Annotated in this window: 19 protein-coding genes; 10 read left to right on the top strand and 9 right to left on the bottom strand. The window is 59.4% G+C overall.

The genetic code is table 11. The features are described 5' to 3' along the window. Window positions 1-773: 773 nt before the first annotated feature. On the top strand, window positions 774-1,151 hold the full coding sequence (locus tag PCS43_RS32565) for a hypothetical protein (protein WP_070160699.1): 378 nt from the start codon (window positions 774-776) through the stop codon (window positions 1,149-1,151). Window positions 1,152-1,293: 142 nt separating this feature from the next. Next, on the top strand, window positions 1,294-1,635 hold the full coding sequence (locus PCS43_RS32560) for a helix-turn-helix transcriptional regulator (protein WP_270923238.1): 342 nt from the start codon (window positions 1,294-1,296) through the stop codon (window positions 1,633-1,635). Window positions 1,636-1,641: 6 nt separating this feature from the next. Here PCS43_RS32560 and PCS43_RS32555 read toward each other — a convergent pair whose 3' ends face one another. Beyond that, entirely contained in the window at window positions 1,642-1,977 is a 336-nt protein-coding gene (locus PCS43_RS32555; RefSeq protein ID WP_270923237.1) for a hypothetical protein, read from the bottom strand. On the opposite strand from PCS43_RS32555, the gene PCS43_RS32550 reads away from it, so the two are divergent. Continuing rightward, window positions 1,960-2,730 carry a DUF4429 domain-containing protein gene (locus PCS43_RS32550; RefSeq protein ID WP_270923236.1) on the top strand — a complete coding sequence of 257 codons (771 nt, stop codon included), beginning with the start codon at window positions 1,960-1,962 and terminating at the stop codon, window positions 2,728-2,730. The genes PCS43_RS32555 and PCS43_RS32550 overlap by 18 nt on opposite strands. Before the next feature lie 158 nt (window positions 2,731-2,888). On the opposite strand, the gene PCS43_RS32545 is transcribed toward PCS43_RS32550, so the two are convergent. Then, complete coding sequence (locus tag PCS43_RS32545) at window positions 2,889-3,392, bottom strand: DUF6301 family protein (protein ID WP_047270429.1); 504 nt, start codon at window positions 3,390-3,392, stop codon at window positions 2,889-2,891. A 442-nt stretch (window positions 3,393-3,834) separates the two neighbouring features. Here PCS43_RS32545 and PCS43_RS32540 point away from each other — a divergent pair, with 442 nt between their 5' ends. From PCS43_RS32540 to PCS43_RS32525, 4 genes are all read left to right on the top strand, one after another. Beyond that, a complete protein-coding gene (locus PCS43_RS32540) occupies window positions 3,835-4,077 on the top strand; it encodes a DUF6301 family protein (RefSeq protein WP_270923235.1) in 243 nt (80 codons plus the stop codon). 10 nt (window positions 4,078-4,087) lie between these two features. Further along, window positions 4,088-4,327, top strand: a complete 240-nt coding sequence (locus PCS43_RS32535; protein WP_270923234.1) for a DUF6301 family protein — start codon at window positions 4,088-4,090, stop codon at window positions 4,325-4,327. A 196-nt stretch (window positions 4,328-4,523) separates the two neighbouring features. After that, entirely contained in the window at window positions 4,524-5,618 is a 1,095-nt protein-coding gene (locus PCS43_RS32530) for a DUF4238 domain-containing protein (RefSeq protein ID WP_270923233.1), read from the top strand. A gap of 156 nt (window positions 5,619-5,774) precedes the next feature. Next, a complete protein-coding gene (locus PCS43_RS32525; protein WP_270923232.1) occupies window positions 5,775-7,484 on the top strand; it encodes a hypothetical protein in 1,710 nt (569 codons plus the stop codon). Between the two features lie 859 nt (window positions 7,485-8,343). On the opposite strand, the gene PCS43_RS32520 is transcribed toward PCS43_RS32525, so the two are convergent. The 5 genes from PCS43_RS32520 to PCS43_RS32500 form a co-directional block, all read right to left on the bottom strand. After that, window positions 8,344-8,952, bottom strand: a complete 609-nt coding sequence (locus tag PCS43_RS32520; RefSeq protein ID WP_270923231.1) for an HD domain-containing protein — start codon at window positions 8,950-8,952, stop codon at window positions 8,344-8,346. Then, window positions 8,949-9,740 (bottom strand): phytanoyl-CoA dioxygenase family protein, encoded by a 792-nt coding sequence (locus tag PCS43_RS32515; RefSeq protein WP_052959900.1) that lies wholly within the window; start codon window positions 9,738-9,740, stop codon window positions 8,949-8,951. The genes PCS43_RS32520 and PCS43_RS32515 overlap by 4 nt, the downstream gene beginning before the upstream one ends. 95 nt (window positions 9,741-9,835) lie before the next feature. Continuing rightward, window positions 9,836-10,483, bottom strand: a complete 648-nt coding sequence (locus PCS43_RS32510) for a GPR1/FUN34/YaaH family transporter (protein ID WP_052959898.1) — start codon at window positions 10,481-10,483, stop codon at window positions 9,836-9,838. Window positions 10,484-10,508: 25 nt separating this feature from the next. Continuing rightward, complete coding sequence (locus PCS43_RS32505) at window positions 10,509-11,558, bottom strand: isopenicillin N synthase family dioxygenase (protein ID WP_270923230.1); 1,050 nt, start codon at window positions 11,556-11,558, stop codon at window positions 10,509-10,511. Then, a complete protein-coding gene (locus tag PCS43_RS32500) occupies window positions 11,555-12,706 on the bottom strand; it encodes a cobalamin-independent methionine synthase II family protein (RefSeq protein ID WP_047269999.1) in 1,152 nt (383 codons plus the stop codon). The genes PCS43_RS32505 and PCS43_RS32500 overlap by 4 nt, the downstream gene beginning before the upstream one ends. Window positions 12,707-12,864: 158 nt before the next feature. Here PCS43_RS32500 and PCS43_RS32495 point away from each other — a divergent pair, with 158 nt between their 5' ends. Further along, a complete protein-coding gene (locus PCS43_RS32495) occupies window positions 12,865-15,006 on the top strand; it encodes an outer membrane protein assembly factor BamB family protein (RefSeq protein ID WP_047269993.1) in 2,142 nt (713 codons plus the stop codon). Further along, window positions 15,003-15,884, top strand: a complete 882-nt coding sequence (locus PCS43_RS32490; protein WP_270923229.1) for a MurR/RpiR family transcriptional regulator — start codon at window positions 15,003-15,005, stop codon at window positions 15,882-15,884. Before PCS43_RS32495 ends, PCS43_RS32490 begins: the two co-directional genes overlap by 4 nt. A gap of 728 nt (window positions 15,885-16,612) precedes the next feature. On the opposite strand, the gene PCS43_RS32485 is transcribed toward PCS43_RS32490, so the two are convergent. After that, window positions 16,613-17,800, bottom strand: coding sequence for a serine hydrolase domain-containing protein (locus PCS43_RS32485; protein ID WP_064112238.1), 1,188 nt, complete (start codon window positions 17,798-17,800; stop codon window positions 16,613-16,615). Then, complete coding sequence (locus PCS43_RS32480; RefSeq protein WP_270923228.1) at window positions 17,797-19,281, bottom strand: biotin carboxylase; 1,485 nt, start codon at window positions 19,279-19,281, stop codon at window positions 17,797-17,799. The genes PCS43_RS32485 and PCS43_RS32480 overlap by 4 nt, the downstream gene beginning before the upstream one ends. A gap of 857 nt (window positions 19,282-20,138) precedes the next feature. On the opposite strand from PCS43_RS32480, the gene PCS43_RS32475 reads away from it, so the two are divergent. Beyond that, window positions 20,139-21,398, top strand: a complete 1,260-nt coding sequence (locus PCS43_RS32475) for a M20 family metallo-hydrolase (protein WP_047269997.1) — start codon at window positions 20,139-20,141, stop codon at window positions 21,396-21,398.

Below are 21,398 nucleotides of genomic sequence, written 5' to 3'. Positions count from 1 at the left end.
CAGGAATCCTCCAGAATCGAGCGAACTGGTCAGGTCCGCTACCGAATTAGACTCCCCAATTATATAGGTTGACCTGCACAAATAGGCGCTAGAATCGTTTCTCACGTCCCCGGCGCACCCTGTGCCGGGGACGTGAGAAACGATCATCACGCCCGACTGCCGGCACCACCGCGTACGAGGTACGAAAGGCCGCCAACGACGTGGAGTGCCAACTCTTCGCACTCGGGCTGCGGTCCGGACTGGGAAACACTTCGTATCGTCTGAACCCCCAGCGAGCCAGACAGAACCAGTGATCCCGCACAACGCCCCGAGACAATCACGGCCGTCTCCGCAACCGTCTAGGTGGCCGGCACCGCGGTGATGGCGTCCACACAAGTGACGAGCACGTCGATCAAGATCGGAAGGACAGGAAGGAAAAAGGATCTTTTCGCTTCTACAGAGCGGAGCGCAGCGGAGCATCCTCTTGGGGGACACCGCAGGTGGCCGGGCAGGCGGATGCAGTAGGTGATCCGACCGACCGGGTTGAGTGCCAGGCATTTACTCATTTGGAGCTGAAAGCGGCAAGCGGATCGTTTCCGCCTCCGCACTTAAAGACGATCAGCCTTGTTTCACCTAGTCATAAAGTGTGAATGCCCAGATTGCGAGCCTTCGCGCTACAGCCGACGTGACCGACGTCATGTTCTCGCAAATGTTCGGTTATCACGTTTTGCGCTACCGTCAGTTACATCAAGTTGGTTGCGGTCGATGCAGCCTTCGCGTCACAGGAGGTTTTCATGTCCCGTCCACGTATGGCTGTAGCTGCACTGTTGGTCCCGGTCGCGGCCGGTGCTGTGGCCCTCCTCGGGGCGGGTGCCGCTTCTGCCGCGACCCCGTATTCCGGCAACGGATTTGTCGGAGTCAATTTCGATCAGAACGAGACCCGATTCATCGCCGACACCAATGCCGGCAACCTCCTCGGCCCCATCCCGGATCGGGGTTGGCGCGTGAACCTCGGCCCTGGTTCCGTCTATCAGCCCACCGGGAACGTCGTCTACGCCACCGTCGACCAGATCGTCGACGAGGCAGCTTCACACGGAGGTCGTGTCTCCATCACGCTCAGCGACCCGGCGCTCTGGAATGGCACGTACGTGACCGGTTTTCAGCGCTGGTGACATAGGTCGATCTCGCATTTCCAGCGCCGGTGAGCACCTCGCTCACCGGCGCTTTTGCGTGTCATCGGTCCATCCTTCAACTCGCACTGTTGGTTTCTATATGTAAAAAAGTATGTACGTATCTTTTTGGTAGCGTTGGGGTGTGGCCGCCGACAGCATACGGATAACACCTGCGGTTCAAGCGGTGCTTGCGCTCCTTCTCCGACATCCGAAGAAGGAGATCTACGGATATCGGGTCATGGACGCGCTGGGTTATTCGAGTGGAAAGACTTATCGCATTCTCGCCCGGTTGACGGGTGCGAATTGGTTGGTCCGCCACGATCCCGGATTGGATAGCGTTTCGGGGAAGCCACGCGTGACGTACTCGATCGCTCCAGCGGCGCGCAGCACCATCAAGGCAGCGTTGGCGGACGCCCGCGAGCGTGAACGGCGAGGTAGCCGGTTCCGAGCACACGGCCCTCGGCTGCCACCTTCGATCGAGTAGCGATGTTCAGGTGGCCGGCACTTCGGCGATGGCGTCGGCCGTCACGAGCATGTCGATTTCGACGAGGTTGGTTCCGCCGGCATCGGTGACCCGCAGGGTTACCCCGGCCAACCATTGCCCATCGTGCATCCTTGCCCAGAATTTGAGAACGCCGTCGAGGTATCCGGACATGTAGAGCGCGGACGTTTTCACCCGCATGCTCACATGATCGGCGCGTGACGCTCCCCCGCGCCCGAGCGGGAGCGCGCGGCCGATGTCGACTTTCACTGCCCTCGGCTCGGCGAATGTCCTGATCACAGGGTGATCGGGCCAGCGTTCGGTCCAGTGGTCGGTATTGATCACTGCGCTGCCCTCAATGGCGGTACCCCGGCGGCGAGGGTGTCGTCGACGGTGGCGGGGACCGTCACATTCGAGCACACGCACTGGCGTCAACCGCGCAATAAGCGGGCAGCGTCTCCCTGGATAGTCCCTGTAGGTGCGATCGAGGGCATTTCCTGGCGTGAGGCCACCGCATCCAAGTCCGCCGAGATGAGATTGCTCCTTCGCGGACGCAAAGGGCATAACCGCGACGGCCGTGCTGACTTCAACTACATCACTGGCAAGGACAAGATCGGCGCGCTGGTCGCCGCACTCAATGCAGCCGTTCAAACTGCCGAACCGATTCTTGGCTTCGGCGACGATTTGACTCCGCAGCGGGCGCCGGCGCCGGCTGCGGTGTCGGTCAATGTGCCGGTGGATCCCACTGTTGGCCCACCTCCTCCGGAGAAGGCCACCTTCGGCGGGTTCAAGCTCGACGGCAAAATCCTGACGTACAAGGGACAGCGCTACAGAGTCGCTGGGATCCGAGCGTCCGTCGAGATCGGGGGCACCCAACAACGTACGACCCTCACGCGCATGGCGCTAGGTACAGCGATCAACCCGGGCGCCGGAACCATGATCGGTGCGATGGCCAAGAAACAATCGCACAACCTCTACCTGACGATCGAGTTCCCGAGCGGCACAGAGATCATGGTCGAGGTTCCCGGCAATGCCGAATTGCTGGCCCGCAGTTTCGCATCCGCGCTCAACTCAGCCAGTCGAGCGGCAGAGAGCTAGCGCTCCACCGCTTGTCCCAGCATGGGACAACATCAGACGTACCTCGAAGTGCTCACTTGGACCTGACGGCCGGGTACACCTAGTGCGAGCTGCGCAAGCTATCGATTTTCAGGAATGACAGCGAGTCGGGCCGGCCGCAGCCTCAACCGACCTCACGTCTACTCATCTTCGGCGCTCTGCTCGATTTCGTCGCACCATTGCTGGTACGCAGGACTGACCAGATACACCCTGACCGATGAGACGCCGATCTGGGCCGTAACCACCAGGCCCGGAAGGTCCCAGCGCAGGCCGCGGGTCGGTTCGATCCACCAATCCGTGGGCCGCTGCCCGAGCAGTTCGAACATCCGGTCCACGAGTGCATTGAAAACTTCATCCAGCTCAGGCTCCAAGTCGCTCTGACCGAGAACCACATCACTGGCACGGAAGGAGATCTCATCGATTGCTCGCGACAAGTCGGTTGTCGATATGTCCGCGACGCCCACCGACACATCGGGGCGATTGACTTCGAGATTGGTCACGGCTGCTGGCACCTGCTCATCGAGGCCGCTGAACTGCCAACCGACCTGACCGCAGAACGGCGGCAGGTCATTGACGGTCCACGTCCAGTCGAACTCAGCGGCCACGCGCACCGCCTGGGCAGCGCGTTCGATATCTGCTCGCATCTTTTACAGCTCTCTCGTAGTCAGAGTTGGTGATTCGGCAGTGGCCGTCAAGGCGGTCGTAGCCTCCCACATCACGACGAGGCCAAGTCCAACCACGACCGTCATCGCACGCATGTCATCACCCACGCACCATAAGCCGAGCAGCCACGCATGCCGTTCATTGCGTCGAATGGCCCAGACCCTCCCAGACCTCATCCACCACCAATAACCCCCTCACCGGTCTCGCCTGGCCCGCGAACACCGACAAGAAGGTTGACCAGTCGATGGTCGTCAACATCAGCATGCCGCAACCGGCCGTCACGGACGTCGACCCACGCGAGGCTGGCAAGGTGCTGACCTACGGTGCCGGCATCCGATAACCGACAACCCGCCAACCCTCACCTCGACGCCCCCACGATTGAGCCGTCGTCAACAACGATCAAGAAGGACGTAGCATCCGCACATGCACGTCGACATCGAAGGCGCCACCCGGATCGCCCGCCTCGCCGCAGCATTCGACTGGACCTGGGCCGTCGACGACCTGGAACCCTTCTGCGCACAGGCTGGATGGGAACTCGTTGAATTGGATCGAACCGGCGCCTCGATTCGGACCGGACTCCGCGTCGGTCAGCCCGAATCGATAATGTTCGGGCGGCAACACAGAATGAATTTGGATCTCGATCTTCGTCACGGACGTGGCAGATGACGCTACGCCCATGACAGTGGTGCGCCCGCTGCTGGACGAAGGGTTCACGAACCTCGATGTGGCATTTACCGCACTCCTGAGGACAGCCACGAGCGCCGAACCCGAACCAAAGGCAGCTCTCCGGTGGGACCTGCCGAAAGCGGTCATTTCACTGCACCTGGGTGTCAATGCGATCGACTTGCGTCTGACGAGTCCGGGGTATCAGGCATGGGTGGATGAGCCCGAACCGGAGGACGAGGACGAGGACTAGCGATCGAGGCCATCTCCTGACCAGGTTCAGTCGAATTCTGCTGCCAGGCGTGCAATTTCGGCAGCACGGTCAAAGTCGGTACGCATGGTCGGATCGTACTGTGAAGGTGGCACGGGGCCGCTCCTTGATGTCAGGGGGTTGGCGCGGGATCTACACCGCGCAAAACGGCTTGGCCCAAACGCTATCGTCATCGGCTATGGGCAGTGCCAACAAATGGCTCAGCGACGCTGAGATCGAACGATCCAAGGAACGCACACGCAACAATTCACAGCGAACACGAATACATCACTTCGTCCCACAGATGTATCTGCGACGGTGGGCCTCCGGACCCGAAAGCCCGCTAGTGCGGTTCACCGAAATCGCGACAGGACGCAGCGATCTCGACCTGCCGGACGCGATCGCAAACGACGAGTTCTTCTATCAGATCGTCGGTGACGACATCGACCCCGACGTGGAGCCGGACCTGTGGTTCGAAACGCACATGTCCAGGATTGAAGACGCCGCTGCGCGGTGGCTTCGATCGCTCGACAATCGCGCGGCTGGGAAAATCACCGATCCCAATCTGAGCGGGAATCTAGCCGTGTTCGTCGGCCTTCAAAGCCAGCGCACGCCCCGAGCACGTGCAGGAAACCTGGACATCAGCAGTGCTCGCGATCGGTTCAACGTCCGTGAAGCACTCGACCACCGCGCACTACTGCCTATCCTCTGCGCAGCAACAGGTATCGACTACACACCAGCACGGCACCACCAGATTATCGACGAAATCATGCTCCAACCTGAGTACACGGGGCCTAAAGCAGCTGCGATCGACACCGCCATCAAGGTTTGGAAGAAACACATCGCCCCGCTTCTGGCTCAGCGCACCTGGTGGCTCGTGACCTCCGAGCAACCGCTACTGACCTGCGACGAACCCGTCGTGCTCATCGGCTGGCCGGGGCAGCAACGCTATCCCGCCCCCGCTCTTGCCACTGCGGCACTAGTGATGTTCCCGATTGGCCCGCACCGACTCTTGCTTGCAACACCTGAAAGTCATCGTCTACGGCCACCTTTCACGCTCAGCCCGGAGGAGACCCGGGCAGTAAACCTCGAAATCGCCTCCAATGCACTCGAATTCACTTACGAGGAAACCTCCAGCGACATTTCCGCACATATGACACTGCCTCCCTTACCTCCGTTCGATCGATCGACCGCAACAAACTTTTGGGAGGCATTGCGCCCACCACCTGGTCGATGGGCAGGGCTCAACGCGCCCGAATGGCCACTCCAACGCTGGACAGCTTCCACGCCATGACCTGCGCCAAGTACAGCAGCGCGGCACTGAAAACTGGACACACCGTCAGCACATGCACACCCCGCAGGGACCTGTCATCGCCCCAGGACAGATGGCGCAAGCACGCCGGCACCGCGCATTGATCAAGACTGTTGAATCGCGACGGATAATGCACTCATGCTGGAGACGAATGTTCGAATTCCTCAGTGCGCCGCCGACGCACTCGACCAGGTGGTAGAACACCGCGGGCTCTCGCGTGATGCGACGGTTCGACAACTTCTGGCTGAGTACATCGAGGATCAACGACGACGATCCGGCGGAGACTATGACGACAGCGACAATCGGCTGACTCACATTGCAACGGTGATGCGCTATCCCACTCCAGCAGGTCGAGGCAAGCCGAAGTCCGGTGTACAGCTGCGGTTGCGGCTGCCCGAGAATGCTGCTGAAGAGGCGAAACAGCTCGCCTTCAGCGTGCCGGGACAGTCACGTGCCCGCGGCCATCGCGACTACCAAGCTCGCAGGCTCACCGATGCCGTGATGACTGCAATCGCACGGGTTCAACCATTTTCCGATACCAACCTCGAGGGGATCAAACCGCTGATCCGTCAACGCACTGCACGCGGCCTGTGGCGCCTGGTCGTTGCCTCGACCTTGTCCGGTTCAGAGTTTGAAATCCTCGAGAACGCCTACGCGGAGAAGCAGAAGCGCGACCAAGACCTCCGGAAGAGACGAGCAGTCGGGCCAGTGGGCCCGGCGAGCAGACTCGCGCACGAATTACAGGAAGGCGATCAGGCATGGCACGGCGTACGTAGACGCCTCGCCGCGAATTCCATTGCCCGCGCACTTTTGTCCGGACCGAAGACCGAACAGATGGACCGAATTCTCTATAACCAAGATGACCGGGACACCGAATGGCCAGACCTACTGATCGAACACCAGCGACTCCTTCGGGCGGACGGTGCAATCGATTCCGAGGGCCGTGGTGCCGGGCTGGTATGGCGGGCACGCCGAAAGCTCTATCTTGCTGATCTTCACACCTGGCTCGTCCACACCGAGGTCGCGCCGCCGCCAAGGCATTTGCACGCTTTGGTCATGGAGCCGCCCGGATGGACCCTCATCCTGCCGCCAACATGGCGGCCCTACACCCTCGCGTCCACGGAAACTCTCGACAACGTCTGGGCGGATCACCTCAGTTCCGGCCGGGTCCTCGACGTCACGTCCGGCAGCAACAGACTCCTCTGGCCCACAATCTTGACGCCGAGAGGTCGCCGGCCGGTACCTGGATTCGAGCTCATCACCAAGCAAGCCGGTCCGCTCAAACCTGAACTGCTCGTCGAGATGATTCTTCGTCACTTCCCCAGCCCGCAGGACACCGACTTGCTGTACGTCACGAAACCAATCCACTATCCCGGCGATGACAGCGTCCCCATCAACTTCGACCGACCGATACCCGTGCCGGCGCGGATAGCCCACAAACTCGGTCTCATCGACAGTGAAGAACGCGACCGGCTCATCAACGAAGCGATCGCAACCAACCAGCACCAGATGGAGAGGGTCATCGCTGCGGTCCGCACGAGTTCAGACGAGAGCTACAAGGCGTCGGCATTGCGGACCGCAATGGACGCCAAGGATCTGACTGCATTTTCCAAAATCGCTGCTAAAACAAAGCAGAAATTCGGCATCTCCAAGCCCTGTCACTTTGTAGAGGGAATATCGCTGGCCCGGCAGCTCGATGCCGGAGCTGATCCGGCGATGCTCACTTGGCTTGCGGGCTACCTCGTCAGCAATTCGAAGTGGTGTCTCGAAATGTCGATGGAGGCAACCTCGAAGCGCGCGTTCGGAAGGTTCCACGCTCTCACCGCACCCACAGGACCTGTTTTCTGACGCACGCCGCTGACCAGGAGCGATAGAACCTTTGTGACACCGAGCGTTTAAAGCAGGCCGCCTTGTAGCTCGAGGATAGAGGGGACAACCGTCGGGCTTGAAAGTCCCGCCGGCCAACACACCAAGGAGCGAACAGCGCAATGGCAAACATCCCGAACGCGTCAGATACCCGCGAATCTGGCGATCCTCGCACGCCCCGGGACCAGCTGAGAAAGGCCGTCGAGATAGTCGGGGCACTCGCCACGAGGTGCGGCGTCCACGAGCTGGTGAGCCAGGCCCTCTCATGGCTCTTCTCTTGAATCGCCCTCACCAAAGCCTGATTACTAGGCCTCAGACGGCCTCTGGAGTCCAGAGGGGACGCGTTTCGGCGCGCCCCTCTCCGGGCAGGGTTGTTTCAACTCGTCTCCAGTCGAATCAGAGACAGTTTCGATGATCGAAAAGGGTCGTTCGCTGCGCGGAAACAAGCGGGGCACGAGCAGATGCGTGTGGCGAAAACCGCCCGCTCGGGGACCGTGTTCGACAACCAGGCGAGCGGCTCCGCGATCCACCGGAATGTAACACCACCAACTCCGACCACAGATCACCATAGGAGCATTCGTACGTGTCGCAGAACCGTGTAGGCATTCTCAGGGATCCTGTCCGTGTCCACGAGCCGTTACGGCTCCTGAACGGGAATGTAACGGGCGAACTCGAATCACTAGTTATTCCACCGAGTCTCAACCCGAATCGAACAGCATCGCATGTAGACGACCGCGCGATACCTAGGCCACGTCACCACCCCCTTCGTCCCACGTCAGCAACTTCTGGCAGGCGATCAGCTCGGCCAGAAGAAGCGACAACCAGAAATCGACGAAAACCTTTAGCGGAGACCCACATTCGCAAGCTCGATGATGGCCTGTCTCCAATGAGTCAATGGCGGCGTCGGTGCGTCGGGAATTTTTCCCTGGTCGTCCCATCGACGGAGATCGACGGCGAGTCGGTGGTACGGGCGACAAATGAAGCGGTCGACCTCGTCGGGTGTCATCGGTCCGCCTTGCACCTCAAGACTGCGCACAGACGCTTCAGAGAGGCCATCGACATAGCCGCTGTCCGTGGCGACGAGATACCGCTTCGCCGGAACGTGGAGTGCGACGGGTTGGCCAATCTCTGCTCCGAACCAGCGAGTCAGAAGACGAGCGCCAACGACTTCGTGGCCGAGATCGTCCTCAAGGAAGTCGTTGTGACCAGCGTGCTCGTCCAAGATGAGATGACCGATGTCGTGGAGCAACGCAGCAATTTGAGCAGCGGAGTCGAATCCGGCCTGCTCAGCGAGATGCGCGCACTGCAGACCATGCTCAAGTTGAGTGACTGATTCGTCGTAGCGGCTTTGCCCTGCCAAAGTGAGATACTCGAATAGACGATCACAAAATGCTGACGCACCTATCTCTTGGAGCGAGAGCTCTTGCAGTTCCTGCGCGGTGATCGTCACGCTTGGCCTTCCTTGTTCGATGAACTGGCGGGTTTAGCGGTACCTGAGAAATGCCCGATGAGGCTCAACTGATCCGGTTGATCGGCAAGATCGTGTATACGTTTTGCGTAGTACGACTCTCGAAGCTGACCGTCGGATTCACCGTTGTAGGTGAGGTATATTGCGCGGCGGGTGGAGTCCGAAGTGTTCGCTCCGCTCCGGTGGGGGACGTAGCAGTGAAAGAACACCAAACTACCAGCGGAGACGGGCAGTGGCTCCCACGAAAGGTTTTCGGCTACCTCAGGTTCGACGCACCCGCGAGCATCGGTGGGCAATTGCGCGGCGTGCATTTTGCGCGCAATCTCCAAGCAGCCGTTGGCCAAAGTGGAGTCATCGACAGCGACCATGCACGCTATCGTGTTCGACACGTAGGGGTAGGCGGGGGCATCCTGATGAGCTGCGAAGCCGCTTCCGCCCGGCGCCTTGTAGTTGATCTTCTCCTTGTACAGAACTGCGGTCTCCCCCAAGAGGGAGCTAGCGATATCGGGGATGCGACCAACTGTCAGCAATGTTCGTAGTCCGTCGTGATAGGGCACGAAGTTTTCGGTTCGGCATCTACGTGTGCCGCCGTCCGCGATCGTTTCGTCGTACTGCAGCAACTGATTCGGTGTTCCCGGGCGGTGTTCGATATCGAACACCCACTGCTGCAACTCTTGGAGCTCGCGGGCGCTCAAGGCGTCCTCGACCACCAGTAGTCCATCGCGGTTCCAGTTGTCGAGATCAATTGTGCTGGTGGCATTGTCGCGCAAGGTCGTTCTACTTTCTCTGGTGGTCCATCGTGTGCTGCTGTGGGCCGGCACGGGAGAGGCACCGACCCACAGCAGCGGTCTGGTGTGTCGTGAATTCAGCTGATGAGGGGCCGCCCCATCGGCAGGGGAGAGCCGCCGGTTTCTTCCCACATCGCCGCGACATAGAAGTAGATTGCTACCGCTACGAATAGGAAGACAAGCCACCCTCCGAGCTGGGTGGCCGCGCTAGACGCCGTCAGTGTCCCAACAAGGAGGCAAACAAGAGCCAAGTCGACGATGGCGAGGAGGAATGGGAATGACCAGGGCAGGCGAATTACGAGCAGGGTGAGGATGGTGATGGTCACCAACCAGCTTCCGATCCACATCGCGCTGGTGGTGGTGACTTGATCGGGGTCGATGCCGAACCAATCGTTCCCGAGGCCGAGTGAGAGGATGGCGTAGCTCCCGTAGAAGCCGAAGAACACCGAGTACAGGGCCGCATTGACGTTCTGCCGAAGGGCTGCGGCCCAGATGGTTGCGAGGAGCAATCCGATCGAGGTCGCTGACATCACGATCGGAATTGCGGCCGACGCGGAATCAACGATGCCGGTGTTGGTGAAACCGAGACCCAACGCGCCGACGATGGTGAGCGGTAGTCCAATCAGACCCGGGTTGCCCTCGGGCAGCTGAGCGGTCTGGGTGACGGGTCGGGAGTCGGTGTGGTTCATGTGAGCGTCGACGGGTGTGTCAACGGTTGCGGTCACAGCATGTCCTTCGTTCGGATCGAACTCATCGGATGGTGGTGTCGATAAGGTCACGGTGGTGCTGTTCGGCCACGTCGGGATGGGCGCGCAGACGAACTTTGAGAATGTTTTCACCGTAGGTGCTGAGGATGGGGTTGGCGGGATCGTCACTGGCTCCGCCGCGTGCGCTATCAGCGAGGTCTGTAGGCAGGACGACGGGATCGAGCGTGGCATCGAGGCGGGGGTTGAAGAAGTAGATGGTGGAGAAGCGTTCGACGCCGGCCGGCGGGCTGACGACACGGTGCACGGTAGCCTTGTAGTAGCCATGGGTCGCGACCTGCAGCATCTCGCCGAGATTGACGACGAAGGACCCCGGCAGGCAAGGCACGTCCATGTAATGTCCGTCGGCGTGTTCTACCTGAAGACCGCCGACAGCATCTTGTAGAACGAAGGTGAGCAGTCCGAAATCTCGGTGTGTACCGACGCCCTGTGGCTGCTGCCCCGCAACTGGCGCCGGATAACGGACCGCTTTGATCGTTGCTTCAGGGTCGGGGGTGACCCAGTTCCGGAAGTGTTCTGCGTCGATGCCCAGTCCCTCGGCGAGGGCATCGAGAAGTATGCGGCCCAACCGGTCCATTTCGTCGGCCCATCTGGTCATGGTGGGCTCGAATTCCGGCACCGACTCGGGCCACTGATTCGGTCCCTGCAAGCATCGCCACGGATGATCGGCATCGTCTGCCACTGGTCGTTCCGGCCCCAGATCGACTTCCTCACGCACATCCGCTCGGCCACCGGTCACCTCGCCGCCGACGGGTGTGTAACCACGGAAATGCGGACTTTTCACCATGGCGATCTCACGCTTGACGGACTCAGGTCGAGAGAAGAAATCCCGGGAAACATTGCTGACGCGAGTGTTGAGGTCGTCATCTACACCGTGTCCGGTCAGATAGAGGAATCCGACGTGATGGCAGGCGTTGCGCAATGATTCAACGAACCTGCCCTTCGTTGCAGGATTGAGATACTCCGAGATGTCGAGGATCGGTACGGCAGGGCTTTCGTTGACGTATACGGAGCGCTGCTCTGGAGTGAGGGTCACTTCCACAGCCTTTCGCTGGCCAATTGCGCTCCGGCGGTCAAGGTCCGAAGCTTCGCCCAGGCGATTTCGGGATCGACTGCGACGAACGTCGCGAACGAGGCGAAGCCACAATCGCTACCGGGGATGACCCGATCGCGTCCCACGATGTCGGCGAATGCGACGATGCGGTTGGCAATCAATTTCGGGTGCTCGACGTAGACGCTCGAAGTGTCCAGTACGCCGGGGTAAAGGACCTTGTCCTCCGGGATGTTCGTCTCACGCCAGACGTCGATCTCGTGGCTGTGGCGGTGGTTGGCGGACTCAAACACCAGACCATTCGGGCGAAGCCGAAGGATCCGGCTGACGATCTTGTCGAGTTCGATGTCGTGGTGATGAGGGCCCTGGTAGTTGCCCCAGCACAGGTGCACTCGAACTTTCGCAGGGTCGATGTTCTCGACAGCGTGGTTGATGGCGTCGATGTGTACATCGAGTCGGTGAAGGTACTCGGCCTCGCTGAGATGGGCGTACTGGATGTGTCGCCCCATAGCGAGGTCCGGAGCATCGATCTGCAAGGTCAGGCCCGCATCGACGATGGCTTCGTATTCAACACGCATGGCTTCTGCATTCGCGAACAGGTAATCGTCGAGGGTGGGGTAATGCTTGTTCGGCAAGTAGAGGGCGATCACACCCGGGGATGCGGCGTTCATGAAGCGCTGCGTGACTTGCTGTCCGTCGACCGCGCGGGTGAAGTTGTCGAGATCCTCAGCGAGCAAGTCGTGACCCTCGTAACGGATTTCACCGACGCAAACCGGAGTCGATGTTTCGAGACCGTCGAGCGAGCTTGCGGCGAGATCTGGGTAGTCGACGAGATCCGCGATGGATAGCCCGCCGCCCTCGGGGACCTCTGCATCAACGTCGAATCCGCTCAGCCGCTCCTTTGCATAGGTTGCGTAACCGATCTTCGACATTTCACCGTCACTGATGATGTCGACGCCGACATCGAGCTGGCGCCGGACAACGGTGGCGACGGCCTCACGAATAGTTTCGGGCATGGCTGACGCGGTTGATGCGGTCAGCTCGCCGTTCTCGCGCTGACGAACCAACGATGACAGGTTTCCCGGGCGCGGGAGGCTCCCGGTGTGGGTGGTGAGTATTCGGCCATGGGACATGAAATCTCCAAATGTAGGAGCGAACAGGATGTTGCACGAACGAGATTGAAGGTCGGAAACCAACTGTGGGCAAACCGCCAATGACTCGTGTATGAAATTTTCATTCATATGAACATTTTTGGAAGAAATTTCCATCCAGTCGATGATGGAATAGTTTCATGAACGACACAATCGAGGGGACTGTCCGAGGGACTGTCCGATGGGCCGACGGAACGCCAATAAGCGGTGTCGCCGTCAGCAACGGGATCGAGTGGAACCGCACCGATGACGATGGAAGGTTCCGGCTGCACTCGTTGTCACGACCAGTGTGGATCCGCCGACCCTCCGGCGTCTTTTGTTCGCAGTGGTGGCAGCTGCCGACATCGCGCGAGCTGGACTTCACCTGTATAAGTGCCAAACAGGAGGTCTCGGCTGTCGCGCACCTCTCGGACACACACCTATCAGCGTCGGACGGAGGCGTAGAGGACGCAGTCGAACTTGCCAATCGATTCGGGGACGGAACAGACTGTGCGCAGGGTCTCGCAGTAGCACTCGACGCGGCTTACCACGCCGGCGCCCGACTTGCTTTCATCACGGGCGATCTCACCGATCACGGGACCGCTGCGGAGTTTGACGCATTCAAGGAGATCGCGGCGGCATCCCCGATTCCCGTGGAAGTGATCCCTGGGAACCACGACCATTACGGCCACCGCCACGACCCTCAGCCCATCGACGCGCCAATCGGGGACGGCTTCCTCGGTACTGCAACTACATGGCGCTACGAGCAGTCGATGGGGCCGCGATGGTGGTCTGCCGACATCGGGCCATTTCATATTCTGGCGCTCGATTGGTTCAGCTATGCGGCCGATATCGACCGCGGTGAGCAGGAAGCATTCGTCGTCGATGACCTTGCCGGGAGCGACCCACATAGACCCCTGATCGTCCTGAGTCACGACGTTCCGTCCGCCCGCATTCTAGATCGCATCGTGCACGCGGTGGATCCCACGGCATCAATCTCGATCCTCTCCGGACACTGGCATGTCGTCGTCGACCGGCAGGTCGGGCCACTTCGGTTCCTGAGCGCACCCCCTACCAGCTTCGGAGGTTTCGCATGGTCACCGCCGTCCTGGCATCTTCTGGATGTCGAACCTTCCGGGTATCTCCAACGCAACACCGAGGCAACCTGGCCTAGGCACCAAACGATATCTGTTCCGGACGCCGTGTGGCAGGCGCCGCAAGGTCATACCCAGCATGGCGGCAACCTGGTGGCGAGCGCTCGCGATCACGTCATGGTTCCCACTAGCTATGCTGGTCAGGCACACCTTTCAGCCGTCGATACGACGAGCGGGCAAACAGTCTGGAGAGCGCGACTCGACGGAGACGAGGTCACGTCGTTAACCTCGCACGGCGCGGACTCCGTTGTCGCAGTGACGTTCTCAGGTATGCTGAGCTGCCTCGATTCGAATACTGGCGAACTGCGTTGGACAAGATCACTTCCGCGAACTCGACACGCTCGCGTCCTCAATGCCCCGGTCGTCACCGAGGACGGCACTCTCGTCGTAGGCACACTCGACCACCTCACTGGACTGTCCATCGTCACGGGCACCGAACTGTGGTCGAGTCAGGAACTTGCGCCCGTAGACACGTTGATGACCTACGGGCGTGGGCTCACCTACGGGAACACCGTCGTCCTCCCGTTCAGCGGGCCCTACCGCGGGTTGACGGCAGTGGACAGCCGCGATGGAACATTGCTATGGAGTCAAACTTCGAAGTCCGCACCAACGAGTAGCCTGACCGCCGTGCAGGGAACTCGCCACGCCCTCCTACTGCGGGCCGAATCCGAAACTGTCGAATGCATCGAACTCGAGTCCGGATCCAGCGTGTGGCGCACCGTAGTCGGCGGCAGATTCACTACAGTTTCAGCTGTGCCGACCCAGGCCGGGGTCATCGTGGTCACCGGCGATGGCACCGTTCACGCGCTCGATACGAGAACAGGCAGAGAACTGACAAAGACGACGCAGCTCAGAAGTGGCCCCATAGACGGCTGGGGACCATACCGATCTACCGGCATCGGAATAGCGACAGATCCCGTCGCAGTCGGAGGTCAGGTCATTGCAACCACTGTCTCCGGGGATATCTGGGCAATCGATCCAGCGGGTGACCACAGTCGAGTCTCCTCCCTCGGCCGCCACGTCACCACCAGACCGGTTGTACTGCGCGGTGACCGTATAGCTGTCCTCACGACAGACGCCCAATTGAGCATCGTCGCCCTCCCCTCGGGCTGCGTCTCGTCTAACTCTGAGACAGAGGCGACCAGGTGACGACAACAAGCGCATCAACGGACGCCGGTCCCACGGCGTCCGATTTCGATAGTGTTCTCCGCGCACGACTTCCCACGTTGACACGAACCGCGCAGGCGATTGCTAACACTATTCTTGCCGATCCGCCTGCGGTCATCCACATGACCGTCACCGACCTTGCCGAAGCGAGCGAAACATCTCTAGCGAGTGTCGTTCGGTTCTGCAAGGACATGGGGTACAAGGGCTTTGCCGATCTGAAGATCAACCTCGCACGGCATGCGCTGCCCGCGCAGCAGGCCATCCACGAAGACGTCAACCCGACAGACTCGTCCGACTCTGTACTGCGGAAAATAGTTCGCAGCACGGCTGACGCCGTGCATACAGCTCTTGCTACCGTCGATTCGGGCAGCTTCGACGAAGCCGTCGAAGTCCTCGCGTCGACCAGGAGGTTGCTGATCGCCGGTGTCGGAACATCATGGCCGATCGTGCAGGACGCAGCCTACCGATTTCGTACCGCAGGACTGCTCACAGAAGCACCCATAGACAGTCACGGGCAGCATGTCAGCGCCAGCTTGCTCACGAACGAGGACACCTGTCTTGCCATCAGTCACACCGGTCAGACGAGAGAAACGATAATGACGCTGACCGCCGCCAAAGAAGCTGGGGCACATACGATCGCACTCACCAGCTTTTACCGATCACCGATCACTGCCCTTGCCGACATCAATTTGATCGCAGGCAGCAAAGAGACCAACTACCGCATCGAGGCGATGAGCAGCCGGATTGTCCACACAACCGTACTCGACGCCTTGTTCGTCGCAGTAAGCCTCCGCAATCCCGATGTGTCGACCACCGCTCAAACGAAGACATTGAAAGCGGTAGCCAGTCACAGGCTTTGAGTTAGAAAGTATCCACCCTTCACAGCTGCAAACAGCGGTTAGCCCATGTCCGGCCTAGTTTGAGTTATCGGAGGCAACATGGAGCACTTGTGCCACGCAACTACTGCAATTCGACAGAACGGTTCGAGATGCTTCAGAAGCACGAAGCAACCCAATCTTGATCTACGTGAAACCGAGGATCGGGTCCCCCGCTATCCGGATATCACGTATCTCCGTAAGTCGCGCCACGTATTGAGCGAGGCGTAACACCGAACTCCACGAACAGGTCCCCCGCTCGACCGCCTCCGAAAAGAAGCCACAGGCGGGCACGTTCGACGGCAGGCTAGACCTTGAAGATCGGGTCGTCAATCATAATCAACCTCCCCGTTCGAGGATCCTCGAACGGGGAGGTTGATTATGATGAACCGAGAGTGCGTGAAAAGCCGCGCCCACCTCGCACTGACGACTAGTGCAAACACGACCTCGTCCGTGGTTACGCTGCATCCTCAGCTGCCACTTGCATCAGCAATGGCTCGCCCCCGAGAACACCCGCAGTCGAGGATCGCCGCTAGCGGCGATCCTCGGCGTTGTGAAGCCGAGATACCTTCCCAAACCGACGAAGGAGACAACGGAGTCGGAGTCCAGTGTTCTCGATCGAGTGAGGGGCGTTTCGCCGGCGAGAAAATCAACGGCGAAACACCCTCTTCAGTCCCGAAACTTTTTCAGCCCGTCCGCCTTTAGCGCGCCGCTCAGGTGAACTCGGCTGCTATGGCATCGAACGCTCGGATCGTGGGAAACAGTTTGCTCGCGTCCTGGGGTAGTGGCCATGCGGACAGTTTCGCGGCGACGATCCCAGCGGTGCGGTTGACGTAAATCATCTGTCCGTGAATCCCCAGGCACAAAAGAACTTCCGATCCTTCGTACGGAAACCAACATTGATTCCGATACATTCCGCCGGGCATCCTGTTGTCTCCAGGACTGAGAGCGAAAGCCGATCGCGAATCCAACCCTCCTGCAAACGTATCGGAGATCCACGCAGCCGGGACCACTTGCTTTCCCGTCACTGCAATTCCACCGTTGAGGTAGAGCGAACCGAAGCGGATGAGATCCCGCAAGCATGCGCTGATTCCACCATCGAACATTCCGGTTCCCGCGGAGTCGATTCCGATGATTGCGTCGCTCTCGGCTCCGATTCGGCTCCACAGCGTGTCCGAAATCAGCTCGGGCATCCGAGTGCCTGTCGCCGCCTCGCAAATCCATCCGAGCACATCGGTCTCGCACGAACGGTACTCGAAGGGGCCACCATGATCCGCTTTCCGCTGAAGGGTACTCAAGAAGTCGTACATGGTGCGAGGGACATCCGGACTGCTGCGGGGTGCCCAGTCGATGGCTTGTTCGATCAATCGAACTTCGGAAGCGGGATCGAGGTAGTCTTCGGAGAAGGCGATCCCTGAGCGCATGTCCAGCAGGTGCCGCACGGTGGCACCTGCGTATCCGGACGAGGCCAGCGCGGGCACATATGCGCACACAGGGGCGTCGATGTCGAGTAATCCTGCCCCATTCAGAATGCCCACCACTGCACCGACAATCGACTTGCTGACCGACATCAGCAGATGTGATGTCTCTGTGGTCATGCCACCGAAGTATTGTTCGGTCAGCAGTGTCCCGTTGTGGGCGACGGCCCAGCCGTCGGTGTCCGTGGAACCGATGACATCGCCTACCGTGAAGGGCTGTTCGTAGTCGATGGGCGGTATGGCTATTCCACTCAATGGTGTTGCTACCGCCGGAAAGAGAGACGGCGGTTCGTTACCCCTCGAAATTGTTGCAGTCGAGAGGACGTCTGCTGTGTTCTGAAAGGTCCAGCGAAGGAATTTCGCGGTCTGCCAGTTTTCCAGTGTGATTTCTGCCCTGACATTCTCTATGCCTTGCTCGATCATTCGGTAACCTCGATTGGAATGCCCTTGTATTCAGCACGAATGGAATCGATGAGGTGCTTGGCTCTGATGGTCAATGAGGTTCCTCCATCGAGCGTCTCTTTTTGCAAGCGTCCCTTGGTGACGAGAATACCCAGATCTGCTCCTGCCCAACGGTAGTCGCCGGGACTGTAGATTCGAAGGAAGAATGCTTCAGATTCGTTCTGGAGTTGGTGCCAATCGAGTGCCGCACGCCTGAACACAAGCGCGCCGTTGGTATCGAGATAGTACTGGCCGGTCCGTGGGGTGCTCTCCAGCAATTCGGCGACTGGTGAGGTTTCTTTGATCACCATCTGACTCCAGAGGTCCACTGAAGCCAGTGATTCCCAGCGTGTGTTGATCTCGTCGACGTCAATGTCGAAGTCGACGTCCATGTATTCGAGTAGATGAAAGACGAATAGAGGCACATCGGCGTAGGCGCCGGCGGTGACGTTAGTGATTGCGGAAGCGCCGCTGATTCGCGGGTTGATCTCACCAAGGTAGACATCCTCGGTATCGGTATCGACGAGAACATCGACCTCGAAGAACCCTCGATATCCTTCCTCGCGCAGTCGATCCCCCAATCGCTGAATGAGCAAATTTGCCTTGCCACGGAGTTCTGCACTCAGCACCTCTGGGTGCATCTCGTTGCCGCACCATCCCCCGCGATACGGGGTAAGTTCGGGAAATCCGGTCAGTTCTGTCAGGTAGGGGCCGACGACGGTTCCGCATCGGGTGAGGACCGCCTCGACCGCAACGGGCCGATTGTTGATTCGCCGCATGACCTTGACTTCCTGGTCGATTATGTCGCTTGCATGGCGATCCCAGTCTTCCTTTTTGGAAATGAAGAAAGTCGTTTTTCCCGAGTCTCCGTATGGAGTTTGAAGCACCAGATCAGGTCCGAGACCCGCCTCGTCTGCTTGCTGTGTGAGACTGTCCCAATCGTCGACTCGGGTGAGGATATTGGGAACGCTGTCGACGCCTGCGTCGTTCGCGAGTTGCGTCGTCACGATCTTCGAATCAAGCCGTTCCCGCAGGTGCGCCGGCGGCAAGATGAGGTCGTATCCCAGTTCAGAGCAGATCTGTTCGGTCTCCTCGTTGAAGAACACCATAGCCACCTTGGGCTTGACACCTGAGGTGAGTCCACGGCTCATGTAAGCGCGAACTTCGGGGTTTCGTAGGAGCCAATTGTTGATCTCCTCGCCGTCCTTGAATTCTTGGTACGGCTTGTGCATTGGCGAGAAGACCCGTGGGTGTGCCCCGTCCCAGGCATCGTAGTACGTGATGTAGGAGAATCCCCGAACCCATCGATCCAGGCCGAGGAGATTGAAAGGCGTTGCACCGATGAAATAGATGGGCACATCGTTCGTGCGGAAGAAATGCCGCACCTCGGAGATGTTTCGCAACACTGTGCGACTCGACATAGCTTGCGGCGGCGCGAAGGCGGCATCCGTTCCTACGCTCACCTCGGGTGCATGCGCAGATGTGATTTGCTTCGACCGACTCTTCCGTGTTTGGGGATTCTTTGATCGCGGATGGTTGATATGCCCCATGGAGATACCTTTCATAATGCTGGGTGCTGAAGAGGAGTGTCCGCTGCACTACTGAAAGAATTCGCCTGTGAGAGGCAAGAATTTGAGGTAGTACGCGAGTGTTGATCGCGAGAACCTGCCGACGAGACAGTGCCGGCGATAAACCGGTACCGGGTGATGGCGACGGGCAGTTGCACTGATCGGCGATCAGAATACGTACGAATTGGTACTTCTGATCCGTGAAATGCGAAGAACTGTAACTGAAGTCACGGACAGGTGAGTATGACCGTCCATGTGCAGGGCGAGTATGACGTGACGCCACTGCAGGGATGACCCACCACGGTCAGCGTTCCTTCTTCGTCGACAACCCCACTGGAGGTATCTCCGTAGTTGTCGATCCGGCCGCCTGCGGTCCGGACAGAGAAGCTCATTGTCTGCGGCGCAAGTGAAGCATCAACTGACACAGGAACAACCACTTTCATCGAAGGTGTGGGTCTCACTCATCGTGAAGGTTCTCGTTCGATTTCGACCGTGCCGGATTGTCCATCCCTAGTTGCCACGGTACGCCAGTTCGCGCATGCCATCCCTGCTTGATCGAGCAAGAAAGTTGATCGGACACGCGTTTTGTGCGATCGCCTATCTTGCGTGAGGATTCCTGCGGCAAATTGACACCGACACCGACATCGAATTCTGGTTGGATCGAACTATTCCGCTAGCGCAATAGCATCGACTCCCTCAGTCCCGCGCTGACACCTCATGTGGCCGACGTCGGCCCAGAACAGGAGACCTCAATGGCGAACTCTAAAGACGTCGACGATCAGCTCGTTCTGCAAGATTTTGCAACATTGTCACAGTTCGGTGCCACGGCCGGCGGCGGAGTCGATCGCCAGGCGGCCTCTGTTGCAGATGGCCAGCAGCGGCGATGGTTCTCCGACTGGTTGCAGGATAGGGGTTTTCGCGTCGAATTCGATCGCGTTGGCAATCAGTTCGGTTTGCTCGAATTGGTACCGGGTGCACCGTATGTTCTGACGGGCTCCCATCTGGATTCTCAACCGCTCGGCGGCAGATACGACGGCGCGTACGGCGTGCTTGCCTCCGCACATGCGGCACACCGTGTCGCGAAGCGATGGGCTGAGAGTGGCGAGACTCCCAAATACAATCTTGCGGTGGTGAATTGGTTCAACGAGGAAGGTTGCCGATTCAAGCCGAGCATGATGGGAAGCTCGGTATACACGGGAAAGATGGAGCTCGAAGCGGCCTTGTCCAGCTTCGACCGCGCGGGAATCACAGTCCGCGATGCTCTCAACGACATCGAATGTGTGGGAAGTTTCGACGGGCCCTCTGCCGCAGCCTATGCCGAGATCCACATCGAGCAGGGAAGATCGCTGGAGAACGACGGCATCACCATCGGTTTGGTCGACTCCACGTGGGCAGCGCACAAGTACCAACTCGTCGTCCATGGTGCGCAGTCGCACACTGGTTCGACGATCATGGCCGATCGGCATGATGCACTGTTGGGAGCCTCGATGCTGGTGTTGGCGGCGCGCGAGCTTGCAGACGATTTCGCCAGCGCTCCGCTGCACACCTCGGTCAGTCAGATGAATATCGAGCCGAATTCGCCTGTTGTCGTGGCGCGGGAAGTGGGGTTGCACCTCGACTTGCGGTCACCGAATCAGGAAACACTCGATCTTGCTGACCAGCGGCTTTCCGCCCGTTTCGAAGAGATAGAGAAGCGGGCGCAAGTGAAGATCGAAAAGGTCACTGCACATTCGTGGGGGGTCGCGAACTTCCATCCCGACGGGGTGAAGTTGTCGATGAATCTCGCAGATTCGTTGGGACTCTCGCATCGGGAGATCATGACCGTCGCCGGGCATGATTCGGTCAACATGAAAGATGTCGTCCCTACAGTGATGCTGTTCGTTCCGAGTGTCGATGGCATCTCCCACAACGAGGGTGAGTTCACCCAAGACAGCGATGTGTGCGCCGGCGTCGATCTTCTTACCGAGACCCTCGATCGACTCGCTCACGGTGCACTCACCGACATCGACTAG

The sequence above is a fragment of the Rhodococcus sp. C-2 genome, assembly GCF_027854095.1.
Classification (GTDB): domain Bacteria; phylum Actinomycetota; class Actinomycetes; order Mycobacteriales; family Mycobacteriaceae; genus Rhodococcus_F; species Rhodococcus_F qingshengii.
Note: the sequence above shows the minus strand (reverse complement) of the source record. Positions and strands in the feature narration are given on the sequence as shown.

Bases quoted from the DNA above. Each gene is read 5' to 3' on its own strand.
- PCS43_RS32535 (WP_270923234.1), top strand. From the start codon at position 4,088: ATGACAGTGGTGCGCCCGCTGCTGGACGAAGGGTTCACGAACCTCGAT.
- PCS43_RS32500 (WP_047269999.1), bottom strand. From the start codon at position 12,706: ATGTCCCATGGCCGAATACTCACCACCCACACCGGGAGCCTCCCGCGC.
- PCS43_RS32565 (WP_070160699.1), top strand. From the start codon at position 774: ATGTCCCGTCCACGTATGGCTGTAGCTGCACTGTTGGTCCCGGTCGCG.
- PCS43_RS32545 (WP_047270429.1), bottom strand. From the start codon at position 3,392: ATGCGAGCAGATATCGAACGCGCTGCCCAGGCGGTGCGCGTGGCCGCT.
- PCS43_RS32540 (WP_270923235.1), top strand. From the start codon at position 3,835: ATGCACGTCGACATCGAAGGCGCCACCCGGATCGCCCGCCTCGCCGCA.
- PCS43_RS32495 (WP_047269993.1), top strand. From the start codon at position 12,865: ATGAACGACACAATCGAGGGGACTGTCCGAGGGACTGTCCGATGGGCC.
- PCS43_RS32530 (WP_270923233.1), top strand. From the start codon at position 4,524: ATGGGCAGTGCCAACAAATGGCTCAGCGACGCTGAGATCGAACGATCC.
- PCS43_RS32525 (WP_270923232.1), top strand. From the start codon at position 5,775: ATGCTGGAGACGAATGTTCGAATTCCTCAGTGCGCCGCCGACGCACTC.
- PCS43_RS32485 (WP_064112238.1), bottom strand. From the start codon at position 17,800: ATGATCGAGCAAGGCATAGAGAATGTCAGGGCAGAAATCACACTGGAA.
- PCS43_RS32475 (WP_047269997.1), top strand. From the start codon at position 20,139: ATGGCGAACTCTAAAGACGTCGACGATCAGCTCGTTCTGCAAGATTTT.